This is a genomic window from Microbacterium suaedae, from assembly GCF_003254645.1.
Taxonomy (GTDB): Bacteria; Actinomycetota; Actinomycetes; order Actinomycetales; family Microbacteriaceae; genus Microbacterium; species Microbacterium suaedae.
Genome location: NZ_PNFD01000001.1, coordinates 1,206,050 through 1,222,116, shown reverse-complemented (window position 1 = coordinate 1,222,116; position 16,067 = coordinate 1,206,050). Strand labels below are relative to the sequence as shown.

The following is a 16,067-nucleotide window of genomic DNA, read 5'->3' as shown; positions in this document are numbered from 1 at the left end:
TCATTCATGCACGTTTCTGCGCCGCGCTTCGAGCACCACGATGACGCGATCGGAATCGGTGAGAGCGCCCCTCGCCTGTCGTGGCGGATCGACGCGACGCCGGGATGGCGCCAGGTGGAGTGGCAAGCCGAGGCTGCGCGCGGCGGGAGCGTCGAGACGGCGAATGGGACAGGGGCCGAGCAGGTTCTCGTCGCGTGGCCGTTCGCCCCGCTCGTCTCGCGGGAGCGCGCTGAGGTGCGGATCCGCGTCCGCGGCGGCGACGGTGAGTGGTCGTCGTGGGGAGAACTCGCTTCCGTCGAGGCGGGCCTTCTCGAACCCGGAGACTGGTCGGCGAGGCCCGTCGGAGCGTCGTGGCACGAGGAAGTCGGCACGGAGCGTCGCCCCGCGCTCGTGCGTCGTGCGTTCACCCTCCCCAGTGGTGCCGTCCGAGCCCGTCTCTACGCGACGGCGCACGGCCTGGCCGAGATCGAGCTCAACGGCCGCCGAATCGGCGATCACGAGCTGATGCCGGGCTGGACGGGCTACGACGAACGTCTCGTGTATTGGACGTTCGATGTCGCCGAGGAGCTCTGCGTCGGCGAGAACGTCGTGGGCGCGTGGCTCGCTGATGGCTGGTATCGGGGGCGCCTGGGGTTCAACGGCGGATACCGCGACCTCTACGGAACCGAACAGGCGTTCCTCGCCCAGCTCGAGGTCGAGCTCACCGACGGATCGGTCGTGTCGATCGCGACCGACGAGACGTGGGAGGCGACGCCCAGCCCCATCCTGCTCGCGGGCCTGTACGACGGCGAGAAGCACGACGCTCGCGAGGAGCGCGGGAGCTGGTCATCGCCCGGTGCGGCGCGCGACGGCTGGACGCCCGTCGCGGTCGGATCCCGAGACCCGCGCACGCTCGTCGCGCCGACGCTGCCCCCGGTGCGCGTCACGGAGGAGATCGCGCCCGTCTCGGTCGAGCAGACGGACGATGGAGGATACCTGCTCGACTTCGGCCAGAACCTCGTGGGGCGCCTGCGCCTGCGGGCCGACGGGCCCGCAGGGCATCGCATCGAGCTGCGGCACGCCGAGGTCCTCGAGCGCGGCGCGCTGGGCACGCGCCCTCTGCGTCTCGCCGATGCCCACGACGTGCTCACGCTCGACGGCTCTGGTCCTCGCGAGTGGGAGCCGCGGTTCACCTTCCACGGATTCCGCTATGCGACGGTGCACGGCCTCGACGAGATCGGGCCGGGCGATGTCGTGGCGCACGTGCTCCACACCGATATGCGGCGCACGGGGCGGTTCCGTTCGTCCGACGACGATCTGAACCGGCTGCACGAGAACGTCGTGTGGGGCATGCGCGGTAACTTCGTGAGCATCCCGACCGACTGCCCGCAGCGCGACGAGCGACTCGGGTGGACGGGTGACATCCAGGTCTTCGCGCCGACGGCGTCCTTCCTGTTCGACTGCGCCGGCTTTCTCGACAGCTGGCTGCAGGATGTGGCGATTGAGCAGCTCGACGACGGCACCGTGCCGTGGTTCGTTCCGGTCGTTCCCGGGGGGCCGAGCTGGGAGCCGATCGAGACGGGCGCCGTGTGGGGAGACGTCGCGGTGCTCACGCCGCTCACGCTGCATGAGCGCTTCGGTGACACGGGGATCCTGGCGCAGCAGTATGAGAGCGCTCGTGCCTGGGTCGAGCGGATGGTCCGCCAGGCCGGGCCGTCGCGGCTCTGGCGCAGCGGCCAGCAGCTCGGCGATTGGCTGGATCCGGCGGCTCCTCCCGAGGATCCTGCGGCGGCGCGAACGGATCGCTACCTGGTCGCCCAGGCGCACTTCGCGTATACGACACGGCGCATGTCGCAGCTCGCGCATCTCGTGGGGCGCGCGGCGGAGGGTGATCGTTACGCGCGTATCGCAGCCGAGGCTCGCGACGCATTCCGTGCCGAGTATGTCGCGGCGGACGGCCGACTGACAAGCGATGCACAGACGGCCTACGCACTCGCGATCCGTTTCGATCTGCTGTCGGCCGACGAGCGCCGGGCGGCGGGCGACCGCCTCGCCGAGCTCGTCCGCGAGGCGGGGAACCGCATCGCGACAGGCTTCGCGGGCACACCGGTGATCACGGATGCGCTCACGGCGACCGGTCACGTGGACGCGGCCTATGACCTCCTGCTCGAAACGGAATGTCCGTCGTGGCTCTATACGGTGCGTATGGGGGGCACGACCATCTGGGAACGGTGGGATTCGATGCTCCCGGACGGCACGATCAATCCGGGCGACATGACGTCCTTCAACCACTACGCGCTCGGATCCGTCGCCGACTGGATGCATCGCGTGATCGGGGGGCTCTCGCCGGCTGCGCCGGGGTACCGCCGGGTCTTGTGGGCGCCCCAGCCAGGTGGTGCCCTGGAGCACGCCGAAGTGTCGTTCGATTCGCCCTATGGACCGATCGAGGGATCGTGGGCGCGCGTCGAGGGCGGCGTGCGCTACCGGCTCGTCATTCCGACCGGCGTCGACGCCGAAGTGCATCTCCCCGGTGAGGAGACCGCGATCTCCGTCGAACCGGGATCGCTCTTCGAGCGCACAGTCCGCGTCTGAATAGGAGCGAGCGCGGTCGGCGGGATTTCGCCCGCCGTCCGTGCTCCCGGGCTCAGCCGCTCGTCGAGCGGCGCACGACGAGCTCGGGTGGGAAGACCGTCTGACGGGGGAGGTTCGTCGCGTCGTCGGCCTCCTCGAGAACCGTCCGCAGCGCCGTGCGGCCGATCATTCGGCCCGGCTGCCGGACCGACGTCAGCGGCACCGCGGCGGATCCGGCGAAGGGGATGTCGTCGAAGCCGATGAGCGCGATGTCGTTCGGCACGAGGATCCTGTCGTCGATGACCAGTGACTGCAGCAGGCCGAGCGCGATGAGGTCGTTGGCTGCGAGCAGTGCGTCCGGCCAGTCGCGTCGGGGGCGTTCGAGAAGGCGTCGCCCCGCGGCGACCCCGGCCTCGACCGTCATGGCGTCGGTGGCGAGGACCTCGAGGCCGAGCGGCGTGGGGCCGTTCTCGGCGGCCGCGCGGGCCCCCGCGAGTCGGTCGCTGACCTGGCGCAGCTGAAACGGCCCACCGACGAAGGCGATGCGTCGTCGGCCGATGTCGGCCAGATGTTCGGCGGCGAGACGCCCGCCCGTCACGTTGTCGAGCGACACCGACGAGAACTCGTTGTCGGCGTTGAAGCGGTCGACGAGGACGGTGGCGATACCCGCGCGTCGGAGATCCCGCAGATCGGTGAGCACGTCGCCGTAGGGGGCGAGAAGGATGCCGCGGACCTGTTGCTGCCGGAAGAGGTCGAGGTAGACCTTCTCGCGCGACGGATCCTCATCCGTGCTCCCGTACAGGATCGCGATGCCGTGCTTGGACGCCTCGTCCTCGGCGCCGCGGACGACCTCGTTGTAGAACGGGTTCTGCCCGTTGAGGACGACGAAGCCGATCGTCGAACTGACGCCGGCCCGCAGCTGCCGGGCGGCGTCGTTGCGAACATAGCCGAGCTCCGCGATCGCCTGAGTGACGCGCTCCACGGAATCGGATGAGACCGTGTCCGGCCGGTTCAGCACGTTCGAGACCGTGCCGACGGATACGCCGGCCTGCTGCGCGACGTCGCGAATACTGACGGGCACCCGCTCTCCCTTTCTCGAGGCGCATCACGATCTGATCACCGTCCCGAGCTTGTGTCGTGGGCGCGGTGTGAACTACGTTACCTTGAACGAAGCATGAATCGATTCAGGCACAGTTCAGTGTCGCAACCCCTCGAAGGAGAGGACCGTAAGTGGTCGCCCTAGATTCCGATCGCAGGTCTTCAGGGCCTGCTCTGGAGCTGGATCGCGTCGTGAAGTCCTTCGGGCCCGTCGTCGCGCTTCGCTCGGGCAGTCTCGCCCTGCACCCGAACTCGATCCACGCGCTGATCGGCGAGAACGGCGCGGGCAAGTCGACCCTCGTGAAGATCATGGCCGGTCTGTACCGCCGTGACGCCGGTGATTTCCGCCTGCACGGGGAGGACGTGGACTTCTCCAGCACCGCGCAGTCGAAGGAAGCCGGCATCGCGGTGATCTACCAGGAGCCGACGCTGTTCCCGGATCTGTCGATCACCGAGAACATCTTCATGGGGCGGCAGCCCACCGGCGCGCTGGGACGCATCGACCGCAAGGCGATGCGCGTCGAGGTCGAGCAGATCTTCGCTCGCCTCGGTGTGAACCTCGATCCGGACCGGATCACCGAGGGCCTTTCGATCGCCGATCAGCAGATCATCGAGATCGCGAAGGCGATCTCGCTCGACGCGAGCGTGCTGATCATGGACGAGCCGACCGCCGCGCTGAGCGGGGTCGAGGTCGACCGCCTGTTTGCGGTCGCGCGCAGCCTCCGCGATGAGGGCCGGGCCATCATGTTCATCTCCCACCGCTTCGACGAGGTCTTCGATCTGTGCGACACCGTCACCGTGATGCGTGACGGCTCATACATCGCGACGCAGCCGATCGCTGAGACGACGGTCGACGACCTCGTCCGTCAGATGGTGGGGCGCGACGTGACCGAGCTGTTTCCGAAGCAGGAGACCGCCGTCGGCGAGGAGCTGCTCCGGGTCGATTCCCTCACGAGCCCCGGCGTCTTCCACGACATCTCCTTTCAGGTGCGGGCGGGCGAGATCGTCGCGCTCGCCGGCCTCGTCGGGGCTGGCCGGAGCGAGGTGGTGCGCGCCGTGTTCGGCGTCGACGGCTACGCCTCCGGCACCGTCACCATGGACGGGCGGACCGTCCCTCCCAAGAAGCCGACCGCTGCGATGCGCGCAGGTCTCGCGCTCGTCCCGGAGGACCGCCGCAAGCAGGGCCTCGTCGTTGATGCGACCGTCGGCGGAAACATCACCTCCGCGATCCAGCGTGAGCTGTCTCGGTTCGGCCTGATCACGACGGGCATCGAGAATCGGGCGGCACGCGGGTGGGCGGCGAAGCTCGAGGTGAAGAGCCACGCGCTCGACACCATCGCCGGAACGCTCTCCGGAGGAAACCAGCAGAAGGTCGTCCTGGCCAAGTGGCTGGCGACGAACCCGAAGGTCCTCATCGTCGACGAGCCCACCCGCGGCATCGACGTCGGGACGAAGGCGGCGGTTCACGCGCTGCTGTCGGAGCTCGCCGGTCAGGGGCTCGGCATCGTGATGATCTCGTCCGAGCTGCCCGAGGTGCTCGGCATGGCCGATCGCGTGCTCGTCATGCATGAGGGGCGGATCACCGCCGAGATCGATCGCGCAGACGCGACCAGCGAGAACGTCATGCACGCCGCAACTCACGCATCGGAGCCGCACTCATGACCACCACGGCCACCACGGCGCAGAGCACCGGTCGTCTGAAGGCGATCTTCGGCGGCGCCCGCATGCGCGAGATCGGCATTCTGCTCGCGCTCTTCCTCGTCGTCGCCGCCGCGACCGGCAAGAACCCGAACTTCCTCTTCTCTAGCGACGGGTGGCGCGACCTCCTGGTGACTCCGGCGCCGCTGCTGCTGGTTGCCGTCGGCCAGGCGATCGTCATCATCACCCGCAACGTCGACATCTCCGTCGGCTCGGTGATCGGCCTGACCGCCTACCTCACCGGCCGTCTGTTCGTGGACTTCCCCGGGATCCCGATCGTGGTCGTCGTCTTCGCGGCGCTGCTGTTCGGCGCGCTGCTCGGCCTCATCAACGGCATGCTCGTGTCGTTCGCGAAGGTGCCGGCGATGGTCATCACCCTCGGCACGCTCTATGCCTACCGAGGCATCAACGTGCTGTGGGCCGGCAGCGACCGGGTGAACGGTGCGGATATGCCCAAGGCCTTCCTGAGCCTTGGTACGGCCCAGATCCTCTCGATTCCCGTGCTGACGATCGTCGCGATCATCGTGCTGATCCTCGCGGCGTGGTATCTGAAGAACGCGCGATCGGGACGCGAGCTGTACGCGATCGGATCCGATCCCGAGGCGGCGAAGCTGTACGGCCTGAAGACCACCCGCCGCGTGCTCACGGCGTTCGTCCTCTCCGGAACGCTCGCGGGACTCGCCGGCGTGTTCTACGCGGCCCGCTACGGCACGATCGACTCGCAGGCCGCGGCCGGATGGGAGTTCGACGCGATCGGCGCCGCCGTCATCGGCGGTGTGGCCATCGTCGGCGGTGTCGGAACCGTCTGGGGAGCGGCCATCGGCGCCTTCCTGCTGATGACGATCAACCGCGCGCTCCCGATTCTCGGCATCCCCGACTTCTGGCAGCAGGCCGTGGTCGGCGTGCTCATCATCGGAGCGATCGTGCTCGACCGCGTGCTCGCTCTTCGGCAGAGACGACGCCTCATCGAAGCGAGGGACGAATCATGACCACCGCAGCATCCACGACGACGACCAACGTCGTCCGGTTCGACTACGAGCGACCGCTGTGGCGCCGTGTTCTGATGACGCGGGAATTCGCCATCATCGGCCTGTTTGCGCTCGTTCTGATCGTCGCCTCGGCGACCGTCGACGGGTTCGCACAGCCCCTGACGTACAACTATCTGCTGCTTGATGTGACGCCCATCCTGTTCATCGCCCTGCCGATGACTCTCGTGATGACGACGGGCGAGATCGATCTGTCGGTCGGCAGCATGGCCGGGCTCGCGAGCGTGACGACCGGTGCCCTCGTGCAGGGTGGTATGCCTTTCGAGGCCGCGGCTCTCATCGCGCTCATCGTCGGTGTGGTTGGCGGTGCGTTCAACGGGTTCCTCGTCACCACGGTTGGTCTGCCCTCGCTCGCGGTCACGATCGGCACGCTCGCGCTGTTCCGCGGAATCGCGGTCGGCGTGCTCGGCACCACGGCCGTCACCGAGTTCCCCGAGTTCTGGACGGCGCTGGCCAAGGCCAAGCTCGCGGGCACTCAGATCCCCTGGGTGATCGTGCCGTTCCTGGTGCTGCTGGTGATCTTCGTCGTCCTGTTCCACTTCACCCCCTTCGGCCGGGGCATCTTCGCCGTCGGCCAGTCGAAGGAGGCCGCCCACTTCTCGGGCGTGAACGTCGAGCGCACGAAGTTCATCGTGTTCGTTCTCGCGGGCGCGGTCGCCGCGCTCGCCGGGATCTTCTACACCTTGCGCTACGGCAGCGCCCGTGGCGACAACGCGACGGGCCTCGAACTGCAAGTCATCGCGGCTGTCGTGCTCGGCGGCGTGTCGGTGTTCGGCGGGCGCGGCCGGATCCACGGTGTCATCGCGGCAGTGCTGCTGATCGGGGCGCTCTCGAGCGCGCTGCGTCTCAGCGGTGTGACCAGCGACATCATCAACATCATCACCGGCGGCCTGCTGATCATCTCGGTGGTGGGGGCGAGCCTGTACGCGTGGGTGAAGACGAGGCGCGCCAAGGTGTCGCCCGCCCGCATCACCTCGTCTCCCACCTCTTGACGCACTTCGCCGGGGCTCCCGCTCCCGGCGCACACGATGGAAAGGAATGACAATGACGTTCTCTCTGAAGCGCATGACGACCGGCGTGGCCGTGACCGCGGCTGCGGCCCTCGCCCTCGTCGGATGCGCCGACACCAGCGGTGGTGACGGCGGATCCAGCAGTGGTGGAGGCTCGGATTCCGGCGAGCTCTCGATCACCCTTCTGCCGAAGAACCTGGGCAACCCCTACTTCGATGCGTCGCGCATCGGGGGCGAGGCGGCGGCTGAGGCTCTCGGTGCCTCCTTCGAGGAGGTCGGTCCTACCGAGGCGACTCCCGACGGCCAGGTCAGCTACATCAACACGGCTGCACAGCAGCAGCGCTCGGCCCTCGTGGTCTCGGCCAACGACCCGAACGCCATCTGCGATGCGCTGAACGAGGCGAGCGACGCCGGCGTGAAGATCGTCACCTTCGACTCCGACACGAACGCCGACTGCCGCGACCTGTTCATCAACCAGGTCGACGCCGCGGGCATCGCCAAGGTCGAGGGAGACCTGATCGCCGAGCAGATCGGCGAGGAGGGCCAGGTCGCCATCCTCTCCGCTTCGGCGAACGCGACCAACCAGAACACCTGGAACGAGGCGTTCGAGGCCTACGTCGCCGACACCTATCCCGACATCGAGATCGTCGACACCGTCTACGGCGACGACGACGACCAGACCTCGTTCGACAAGACCGCCGCGCTGCTGCAGACGTACCCGGATCTGAAGGGCATCGTCTCGCCGACGACGGTCGGCATCGCAGCCGCCGCGCGCTACATCTCCGACTCCGACGCCAAGGGCGAGGTCTCGGTCACCGGCCTGGGGACGCCGAACCAGATGCGCGAGTACGTCGAGGATGGCACGGTCGAGGCCTTCGCGCTGTGGAACCCGGAGGACCTGGGCGCGCTCGCGACGTACGCGGCCGCCGCTCTCGCCGAGGGCGACATCACGGGCGCCGAGGGCGACACGTTCGAGGCTGGCGAGCTCGGTGAGTTCACCGTCGGCGCCGACGGAATCGTGCTGCTCGGCGACCCGTTCGTCTTCGACGCGGACAACATCGACGACTTCGACTTCTGAGTCGTCGATCGGGGCGCCCGACCTGGCCATGAGGCTGGGGCGGGCGCCCCGTCGTGGTTGTGGGGAGGGTCGGCCACACGGCCATTGCAATTGGTCAACCGGTTAGGGGATCATGGAGGAATGCCCGACTTCGACCCCCGCGCGACGCCGCGCATCATCGTCACGACCGACCCCGAGCTCGACGACCTCAACTCGATGCTGCGGCTGCTGCTGTACAGCAACGAGATCGACATCGCGGCTCTCGTGTCCTCGTCCAGCCGGTTCCACTTCGCGGGAGATGCGGAGCGCGGCGTCGCGCCTTTCCGGTGGCCCGCGCCGGGCGACCGGATGCATATCGACGTCGCCGTCGACGCCTACGAGAAGTCGTACGAGAACCTCGTCCGGCACGATCCGCGCTATCCGCACCCGGACGAGCTGCGGAGGATCGTGAAGCTCGGAAACGTTGCGGATGTCGGCGACATGCGCGAGCCGACGCCGGGATCCGATCTCGTGCGCGATGTGCTCCTCGCCGACGCGCCCGGTCAGGTGTTCGCACAGGCATGGGGCGGCACGAACACGATCGCCCGCGCCCTCCTGTCGATCGAGGAGGAGTTCCGCGACACCCCGCAGTGGGGTGACGTCTATGAGCTGATCAGCCGCCGAACCGTCATTACGGCGTTCGCGGAGCAGGACGACACGTTCCGGGAGTACATTCGCCCGCGCTGGCCCGAGATCGAGTTCCGCGATGTCGCGACCGTCGCGTGGGGCTACTTCGCCTTCGCGGTCGTGTCGGAAGAAGACCGGGCGTACCTCGCTCCCGCGTGGATGCGGGAGAACATCACCTCCGTCGGCCCCATGGGGGCCGAATACCGCGTGTGGGGAGACGGCCGGCAGATGGCTGAGGGCTTCGACGCGGCCGACTACTTCGGCGTTCCCGGCGCGACGAAGGAGGGGCTCGAAGAGCAGGGCTACGAGGTGTGGTGCCCACCGCAGCCCGACGGATCCTGGATCTCCGAGGGCGATTCGTCGACCTTCGCGCTGCACATCGACAACGGGCTGCGCAATTGGGAGGATCCGTCATTCGGCGGATGGGGAGGGCGCCAGGAGCCCGATCCCGAGGATCCGCGCCGCTGGCGCAGCGTGAACCCGCTCACCTTCGACCTCGGTCGCCCGCCTTCCGACGCGGGCGAGGTGGGCCAATGGTTCGGCGCCTACCAGCGCGACCTCGCGGCGCGGCTGCGGTGGACCGTCACGCCCGAGTTCTCGGCGGCGAACCACGCCCCGCGCGTCGAGGCGCAGGGCGCGCTCGACCGCACGGTCGCTCCGGGGGAGCGCGTCGAGCTGGCGTTCGCGGCGACGGATCCGGATGGCGATGAGGTGCGGATCCGCGCGTTCGCGGACGAGAATGCGAGCACCGCGATCGCCGCTGTAGAGCGGACGCCCGGAGGCTGCGCCGCGCGGATCCCGGACGACGCCCGCCCGGGCGACGTCGCCCACGTGCTCATCGAGGCGACCGACTCGGGAGAGCCGATGCTCACGGGCTACGCGCGCTTCGTGCTGACCGTGGCGTGAAGAGGGTCGCCAGAAAACGTCAGTGTGAGGGTGCTTGTACTGACGTTTCTTGGCGACCCTCATCGGCGATATCGAGGTTGATGTTGACGAGGGCCTCGAGGAATCCGCGCAGGTGGGCGGCCATGTCGATCTGGTCGGGGTGCAGGAGCCACTGCACCTGGAGGCCGTCCATCTGCGCGACCGTCGCGATCGCGGCGGATTCCGGGTCAATGCCCTCACGGAGGCAGCCCTCGGCGGCGAGCTCGCGGAAGGCTGTGCCGATCGACGTACGCACGAACTCATAGCGCTCGACAAAGTAGGCGTGCGCGGGATGGTCGGGTGAGACCGCCTCGGCGGAGACCGTAGTGTACAGCTTCACGATGCCGGGGTGTGCCTGGTTGTGCGCGGCGAGGACGAGCAAGCCGCGCACCACATCAGCCCCAGAACCGTCACCGATCGGGGCGAGTTCCAGGGAACGTTCGTCGCGCAGACGCATCACGCCCTCGAGGAGGGCGGCCTTCGACGGGAAGTGATGCAGGACCCCCGCCTCGCTCATGTCGGCGCGCGCCGCAATGCCGCGGATCGAGCCGGACCGGAAGCCTGACTCCGCGAACACGTCCGTGGCGGCGTCGAGGATCGTCTCCCGCACCGCGGCGGTCTTCGCATAGGGCCCGCGCGATCGTGTCGGCTCGTCCGTGTCGATGGTCATCTTCGCTCCTCCGGAAAGCGCTTCTGCGCGCCTCTAGATCACCATCAGATCACGAAATCCGAGCGGCTGCTAGTTATTTGTCATCAAAACCTAGTGATCGCTCGGGATTGCTGTTACGGTCCCCTGCAGGACGCGTTCCGATGAGGGATCGCGAGAGCAGGAGGACCGATGAAGATCCGCTGGAAAGCCGCGGCCGCCGCGGCGGCCGCCTCGCTCGCGCTGGCGGGGTGCGCGGGAACGGACGGGGGCGATGGCGGCGACCGCACTCTCACGACGGGAATGATCCTCGCGCCCGCCACCCTGGATCCGGCGGCCTCAGAATGGGGCAATCGTGCGATGTATTACCAGGCCGCCTATGACACGCTTCTGCGTGCGACCGCCGAGGGCACGATCGAACCGTGGCTCGCGACGGGGTGGGAGTACGACGACGACGCGACCGAGTTGACGCTCACCCTGCGCGACGACGTCACATTCACGGACGGCAGCGCGATGACGCCCGAGGTCGTGAAGCAGAACCTGCTTCGGTTCCGCGACGGCACATCCCCGAACGCGAACTACCTCGCATCGCTTGAGGACGTCGACGTGCAGGGAGACGACGCGGTGATCCTGCGCCTCTCGGCCCCGGATCCGGGCCTCCTGAGTTACCTCACCCGCACGGCGGGGCTTGTTGCGAGCGGCGAGGCGATCGACGCGGGCGTCGACCTCGCGACCCAGACCGTGGGATCGGGGCCGTACGTTCTCGACACCCGCGAGACCGTGACCGGCACGAGCTACGTCTACGAGGCCAACCCCGAGTACTGGAACCCTGAGGTTCAGCACTACGACGAGGTCGAGATCAACGTCTACAACGACGTGGCGGCCGCCGTGAACGCCATCATGGCCAATGAGGCCGACGCGGTGCGGCTCGCCGACAACAACAACCTCGACCAGGTCGAGGGCGCCGGCTGGTCGATCGCCTCCAACGAGCTCGACTTCCAGGGGCTGCTCCTCCTCGACAGGGACGGCACGATGGCACCCGAGCTCGCGGACGTCCGCGTACGCCGCGCGCTCAACTACGCCTTCGACCGGGAGGCGCTTCTGGAAGCGCTGCAGCGCGGTGCCGGATCTGTGACGACCCAGGTGTTCCCCGTCACGAGCGAGGCATACGACCCCGCTCTCGATGACTTCTACTCCTACGATCCCGAGAAGGCTCGCGAGCTGCTCGCCGAGGCCGGGTACGAGGACGGATTCACGCTCTCGATGCCGAGTTCGACGCTCCTCGGGTCTGCGACCTACACCTTCATCTCGCAGCAGCTCTCCGAGATCGGCATCGAGACCGAATACACCGACCCGGGCAACAACTTCATCGCCGATCTTCTCGCGCCGAAGTTCCCCGCCTCGTTCATGGCGCTCGAGCAGAACCCCGACTGGCAGCTGTCGCAGTTCATGGTCTCGCCCGGCGCCATCTTCAATCCGTTCGGAACCGAGGACAGGGTGGTCAACGCTCTGCTCGAGCGCATGCAGTTCGGCGACGAGGTCGAGCGCGTCGAGGCGGCGACGGAGCTCAACCGCTATCTCGTCGAGCAGGCCTGGTTCGTGCCGTGGTACCGGGTGCAGGGGAGCATGGCCGTGGCGCCCGGCACGCACGTCGACATGCTGCCGACGAACGCCATCCCGGCGATCTACGACATCCGTCCCGAGACCGGGCAGGAGTGACCGAGATGATTCCCTACATTCTTCGCCGCATCGGAGCGGGCCTCGTGCTGATCGCCGCCGTCTCGGTCGTCGCCTTCACTCTCCTCTACGTGGGTTCGGGCGACATCGCCCGACGCATCCTCGGACAGAACGCGACCGCCGAGACGGTCACGCAGCTGCGCACCGAGCTGGGCCTCGATCGCCCGGTCATCGCGCAGTTCGCTGACTGGGTCATGGGCGCGGTCACGGGCGATCTGGGCCGGAGCTGGTTCGACGGCCAGTTCGTCTCCGTGAGCGTCACAGGTCGCCTCGGCGTCACGCTCACCCTCGTGATCGGGGCGACCCTTCTCGCGGCGATCCTCGCCGTGCTGCTCGGCGTCGTCGCCGCGCGACGCGGAGGCTGGATCGATGGTCTCGTGCAGTTCCTCGCCGTCATCGGCTTCGCCGTCCCCGGATTCCTCATCGCGCTCTATCTCGTGCTCCTGTTCGCGATCGAGCTCGGGTGGTTCCGCGCGACGGGATTCATCCCCCTCAGCGACTCCGTGACCGGATGGATCGGATCCGTGACGTTGCCGATCATCGCGCTGTCGATCAGCGCGATCGCCGCGGTCGCGCAACAGATCCGCGGATCCATGATCGACGCGCTTGCCAAGGACTATGTGCGCACGCTGCGCTCACGCGGGCTCAACGCCCGAAGCGTGGTGTACAAGCACGCGCTTCGGAACGCTTCGGCACCCGCCGTTGCGGTGCTCGGCGTGCAGTTCATCGGACTGCTGGGCGGCGCGGTCGTCGTCGAGCAGGTGTTCGCCCTGCCCGGACTCGGGCAGCTGACGGTGCAGGCCACGACGCAGGGCGACATCCCCGTCGTCATGGGAGTGGTCGTCGTCACGGCCATCGTCGTCGTCATCGTCAACCTCATCATCGACCTGGCACAGGCCGCGATCAACCCGAAGGTGCGACTGTCATGACCACCGCCGTCCGGAATCAGAAAACCCCCTCCCTCATGCGGCGCGTGATCCGCCGCCCGCTCGGCCTCGCTGCCACGATCGTGCTCGCGATCATCGCGGCCGTCGCCGTCGTCGGCCCGTGGATCACTCCGCACGACCCCAATCGCGCCGACCTGCATGCGGTTCTGGCGACGCCCAGCGCCGAGCACCTGCTCGGAGCGGACAGCGCAGGCCGCGATGTGTTCTCCCGCCTGCTCGCCGCCACCCAGATCAGCGTGGCCGCGGCCCTTCTCGCGCTCGTCGTCGCGATGGTCATCGGCGTGATCGCGGGGCTGGCCGCGGGCTACTACAAGGGATGGTTCGACGTCAGCGCCAGCTGGGTCACCTCGCTCATCATGGCGTTGCCCGGAATGGTCGTGCTGCTCGCCGCGCGCGCCGTCGTCGGCCCCAGCGTGTTCGCGGCGATGCTCGTGTTCGGTGTCATCATCTCGCCCGTCTACTACCGGCTCGTGTACGCGACCGTGAGGAACGTGCGCGAGGAGCTGTACGTCGACGCGGCCCGCGTCTCCGGGCTCAGCGATATGCGCATCGTCGGTCGTCACGTGCTGTCCGCCGTGCGCGCGCCGATCATCGTGCAGTCGGCCATCGTCATGGGGATCACGATCGCGGTTCAGGCGGGGCTCGAGTTCCTCGGTCTCGGCGACCTGTCCGTTCCCACCTGGGGCCAGATGCTGAACGACGCGTTCCTCAACATCTACCGCACGCCGCTCCTCATGCTGTGGCCCTCGCTCGCCATCGCGGTCACCAGCATCGCGCTCGCCCTGTTCGCGAACGCTCTGCGGGATCAGCTCGAGCGCACGGCGCCCGTGCGTCGGCGTCGTCGTCGCGCGGTCGTCGACCGCACCGGCTCGATCGCTGCCGTCACGACCTCGTTCTCGATGAGCGGAGGCGACGCACCCGTCGATCTCGACGAGATCCCGGTGTCGGGCGACGACGACGTCATCGTGCACCCCGACGACGAGCGCTCGCAATCCCGTGCGGGCGACGCACTGGTCCAGATCCGTGACCTCCGGGTCGCCTACGACCAGGCCGAGGGTGAGGCGATCGAGGTCGTCCACGGCGTCTCGCTCGAAATCCGCCGCGGCGAGGTTCACGGTCTCATCGGCGAATCGGGATCCGGCAAGAGCCAGACGGCCTTCGCACTGCTCGGCCTGCTGCCGCGCGGCGGCCACGTGAGCGCCGGATCCGTGCAGTTCGACGGCGTCGAGCTCGCCGACGCAGGCGACGCGGCGTATGCGGGGATCCGCGGCACCCGCGTGGCGTACATCCCGCAGGAACCGATGACGAATCTCGATCCGTCGTTCACGATCGGCAGCCAGCTCGTCGAGCCCCTGCGGCAGACGCTCGGGATGTCGAAGGCGGATGCGACGCGGCGGGCTCTCGAGCTTCTCGAGCGCGTCGGGATCCCGGATCCGCGGCGCACCTTCGATGCCTACCCCTTCGAGGTCTCGGGCGGCATGGCGCAGCGCGTGCTCATCGCGGGCGCCGTCTCGACCGATCCGGATCTCATCGTGGCCGACGAGCCGACGACCGCCCTCGACGTCACGGTGCAAGCAGAGGTGCTCGATCTGCTGCGCGATCTGCAGCGGGAGCGCGGCATGGCGATGCTGCTCGTGACCCACAACTTCGGTGTCGTCGCGGATCTGTGCGACCGCGTCACGGTCATGCAGGATGGTCGCTTCGTCGAGCAGGGCCCCGTCCGCTCGATCTTCCGCAACGCCGAACACACCTACACCCGCGCGCTTCTGGACGCGATCCTCGACGAGGGCCCCGCGCGCGCACCCCTTCAGAACGGAGGCGCATCATGACCGAGCCGCTGCTGGATGTGAAGGATCTCGTCGTGGAGTACCCGGGCTCGGGGCTGCGCGGCAAGCCGTTCCGCGCGCTCAAAGGGGTGTCGCTCGACATCCTGCCGGGAGAGACGGTGGGCCTTGTCGGCGAGTCGGGCTCCGGCAAGACGACGCTGGGCCGGGCTGTTCTCGGGCTCGCTCCGGTCACCGAGGGAACGATCCACTACGGCGGGCAGGACATCTCGCACCTGGGGCGACGCGAGCGGCGCGCCCTCGCGAGCGAGATCCAGGTCGTGTTCCAGGATCCGTATTCGTCGCTCAGCCCGTCGATGACCATCGAGGAGATCCTCGCCGAGCCGCTCACGGCGTCGGGCACGCCCGCGCCCGAGGCGAAGAAGCGCGTCGGAGACCTGCTCGACCAGGTTGGCATGCCGTCCGACGCGGCCCGGCGGCTGCCGCGCGAGTTCTCGGGCGGACAGCGCCAGCGCATCGCCATCGCTCGCGCGCTCGCACTGGAGCCGAAACTCATTGTCTGTGACGAGCCGGTCTCGGCGCTCGATCTTTCGACGCAGGCGCGCGTGCTCGATCTGTTCATCGAGATCCAGGAGCGCACGGGCGTCGCCTATCTGTTCGTGACGCACGACCTCGCGGTCGTCCGTCACGTCAGCCACCGCGTCGCGGTCATGTATCGCGGCGAGATCGTGGAGTACGGCGACGGTGATCAGGTGACCTCGGCGCCGCAGCACCCGTACACGCAGCGGCTGTTCATGGCGGCCCCCGTGCCGGATCCGGATCGCCAGGAGGAGCGCCGCATCGCCCGTCGCGCCGTGCTCGACGCGGAGGCGTGAGGCTCCGAGGGGCGCGGATCGCGCAGCGG

At 68.3% G+C, this 16,067-nt stretch carries 12 protein-coding genes; 10 read left to right on the top strand and 2 right to left on the bottom strand.

The window, feature by feature from the left end; all coding sequences use genetic code 11:
• The first annotated feature begins 6 nt into the window (after positions 1–6).
• Positions 7–2,571: a glycoside hydrolase family 78 protein gene (locus tag C0012_RS05420; RefSeq protein WP_110590142.1), complete on the top strand. Its 2,565-nt coding sequence runs from the start codon at positions 7–9 to the stop codon at positions 2,569–2,571.
• Positions 2,572–2,623: 52 nt separating this feature from the next.
• Here C0012_RS05420 and C0012_RS05415 read toward each other — a convergent pair whose 3' ends face one another.
• The gene (locus C0012_RS05415) at positions 2,624–3,631 is read right to left on the bottom strand and encodes a LacI family DNA-binding transcriptional regulator (RefSeq protein ID WP_110590064.1); all 1,008 of its coding nucleotides are present in this window, start codon (positions 3,629–3,631) and stop codon (positions 2,624–2,626) included.
• A 209-nt stretch (positions 3,632–3,840) separates the two neighbouring features.
• On the opposite strand from C0012_RS05415, the gene C0012_RS05410 reads away from it, so the two are divergent.
• From C0012_RS05410 to C0012_RS05390, 5 genes are all read left to right on the top strand, one after another.
• Positions 3,841–5,310: a sugar ABC transporter ATP-binding protein gene (locus tag C0012_RS05410; protein ID WP_232527783.1), complete on the top strand. Its 1,470-nt coding sequence runs from the start codon at positions 3,841–3,843 to the stop codon at positions 5,308–5,310.
• Positions 5,307–6,335 carry an ABC transporter permease gene (locus C0012_RS05405; protein WP_110590062.1) on the top strand — a complete coding sequence of 343 codons (1,029 nt, stop codon included), beginning with the start codon at positions 5,307–5,309 and terminating at the stop codon, positions 6,333–6,335. The genes C0012_RS05410 and C0012_RS05405 overlap by 4 nt, the downstream gene beginning before the upstream one ends.
• Positions 6,332–7,384 (top strand): ABC transporter permease, encoded by a 1,053-nt coding sequence (locus tag C0012_RS05400; protein WP_110590061.1) that lies wholly within the window; start codon positions 6,332–6,334, stop codon positions 7,382–7,384. Before C0012_RS05405 ends, C0012_RS05400 begins: the two co-directional genes overlap by 4 nt.
• Positions 7,385–7,436: 52 nt before the next feature.
• Complete coding sequence (gene rhaS / locus C0012_RS05395; RefSeq protein WP_110590060.1) at positions 7,437–8,480, top strand: rhamnose ABC transporter substrate-binding protein; 1,044 nt, start codon at positions 7,437–7,439, stop codon at positions 8,478–8,480.
• A gap of 120 nt (positions 8,481–8,600) precedes the next feature.
• The gene (locus tag C0012_RS05390) at positions 8,601–10,031 is read left to right on the top strand and encodes a DUF1593 domain-containing protein (protein WP_110590059.1); all 1,431 of its coding nucleotides are present in this window, start codon (positions 8,601–8,603) and stop codon (positions 10,029–10,031) included.
• Positions 10,032–10,050: 19 nt separating this feature from the next.
• Here the strand turns inward: C0012_RS05390 and C0012_RS05385 are convergent, their stop codons facing one another.
• The gene (locus C0012_RS05385) at positions 10,051–10,719 is read right to left on the bottom strand and encodes a TetR/AcrR family transcriptional regulator (protein WP_110590058.1); all 669 of its coding nucleotides are present in this window, start codon (positions 10,717–10,719) and stop codon (positions 10,051–10,053) included.
• Between the two features lie 168 nt (positions 10,720–10,887).
• On the opposite strand from C0012_RS05385, the gene C0012_RS05380 reads away from it, so the two are divergent.
• Genes C0012_RS05380 through C0012_RS05365 form a run of 4 tightly spaced genes read left to right on the top strand, consistent with a single transcriptional unit; the run spans position 10,888 to position 16,038 of the window.
• On the top strand, positions 10,888–12,414 hold the full coding sequence (locus C0012_RS05380) for an ABC transporter substrate-binding protein (RefSeq protein ID WP_110590057.1): 1,527 nt from the start codon (positions 10,888–10,890) through the stop codon (positions 12,412–12,414).
• A 5-nt stretch (positions 12,415–12,419) separates the two neighbouring features.
• Positions 12,420–13,361 (top strand): ABC transporter permease, encoded by a 942-nt coding sequence (locus C0012_RS05375; RefSeq protein ID WP_110590141.1) that lies wholly within the window; start codon positions 12,420–12,422, stop codon positions 13,359–13,361.
• A complete protein-coding gene (locus C0012_RS05370) occupies positions 13,358–15,208 on the top strand; it encodes a dipeptide/oligopeptide/nickel ABC transporter permease/ATP-binding protein (RefSeq protein ID WP_198411060.1) in 1,851 nt (616 codons plus the stop codon). The genes C0012_RS05375 and C0012_RS05370 overlap by 4 nt, the downstream gene beginning before the upstream one ends.
• A complete protein-coding gene (locus tag C0012_RS05365) occupies positions 15,205–16,038 on the top strand; it encodes an ATP-binding cassette domain-containing protein (protein WP_110590055.1) in 834 nt (277 codons plus the stop codon). The genes C0012_RS05370 and C0012_RS05365 overlap by 4 nt, the downstream gene beginning before the upstream one ends.
• Positions 16,039–16,067 lie beyond the last annotated feature (29 nt).

What these genes read in the sequence shown, in the direction of transcription:
- C0012_RS05420 (WP_110590142.1), top strand. Translation starts at nt 7, where the DNA reads ATGCACGTTTCTGCGCCGCGCTTCGAGCACCACGATGACGCGATCGGA.
- C0012_RS05405 (WP_110590062.1), top strand. Translation starts at nt 5,307, where the DNA reads ATGACCACCACGGCCACCACGGCGCAGAGCACCGGTCGTCTGAAGGCG.
- C0012_RS05400 (WP_110590061.1), top strand. Translation starts at nt 6,332, where the DNA reads ATGACCACCGCAGCATCCACGACGACGACCAACGTCGTCCGGTTCGAC.
- rhaS (WP_110590060.1), top strand. Translation starts at nt 7,437, where the DNA reads ATGACGTTCTCTCTGAAGCGCATGACGACCGGCGTGGCCGTGACCGCG.
- C0012_RS05390 (WP_110590059.1), top strand. Translation starts at nt 8,601, where the DNA reads ATGCCCGACTTCGACCCCCGCGCGACGCCGCGCATCATCGTCACGACC.
- C0012_RS05385 (WP_110590058.1), bottom strand. Translation starts at nt 10,719, where the DNA reads ATGACCATCGACACGGACGAGCCGACACGATCGCGCGGGCCCTATGCG.
- C0012_RS05380 (WP_110590057.1), top strand. Translation starts at nt 10,888, where the DNA reads ATGAAGATCCGCTGGAAAGCCGCGGCCGCCGCGGCGGCCGCCTCGCTC.
- C0012_RS05375 (WP_110590141.1), top strand. Translation starts at nt 12,420, where the DNA reads ATGATTCCCTACATTCTTCGCCGCATCGGAGCGGGCCTCGTGCTGATC.
- C0012_RS05370 (WP_198411060.1), top strand. Translation starts at nt 13,358, where the DNA reads ATGACCACCGCCGTCCGGAATCAGAAAACCCCCTCCCTCATGCGGCGC.
- C0012_RS05365 (WP_110590055.1), top strand. Translation starts at nt 15,205, where the DNA reads ATGACCGAGCCGCTGCTGGATGTGAAGGATCTCGTCGTGGAGTACCCG.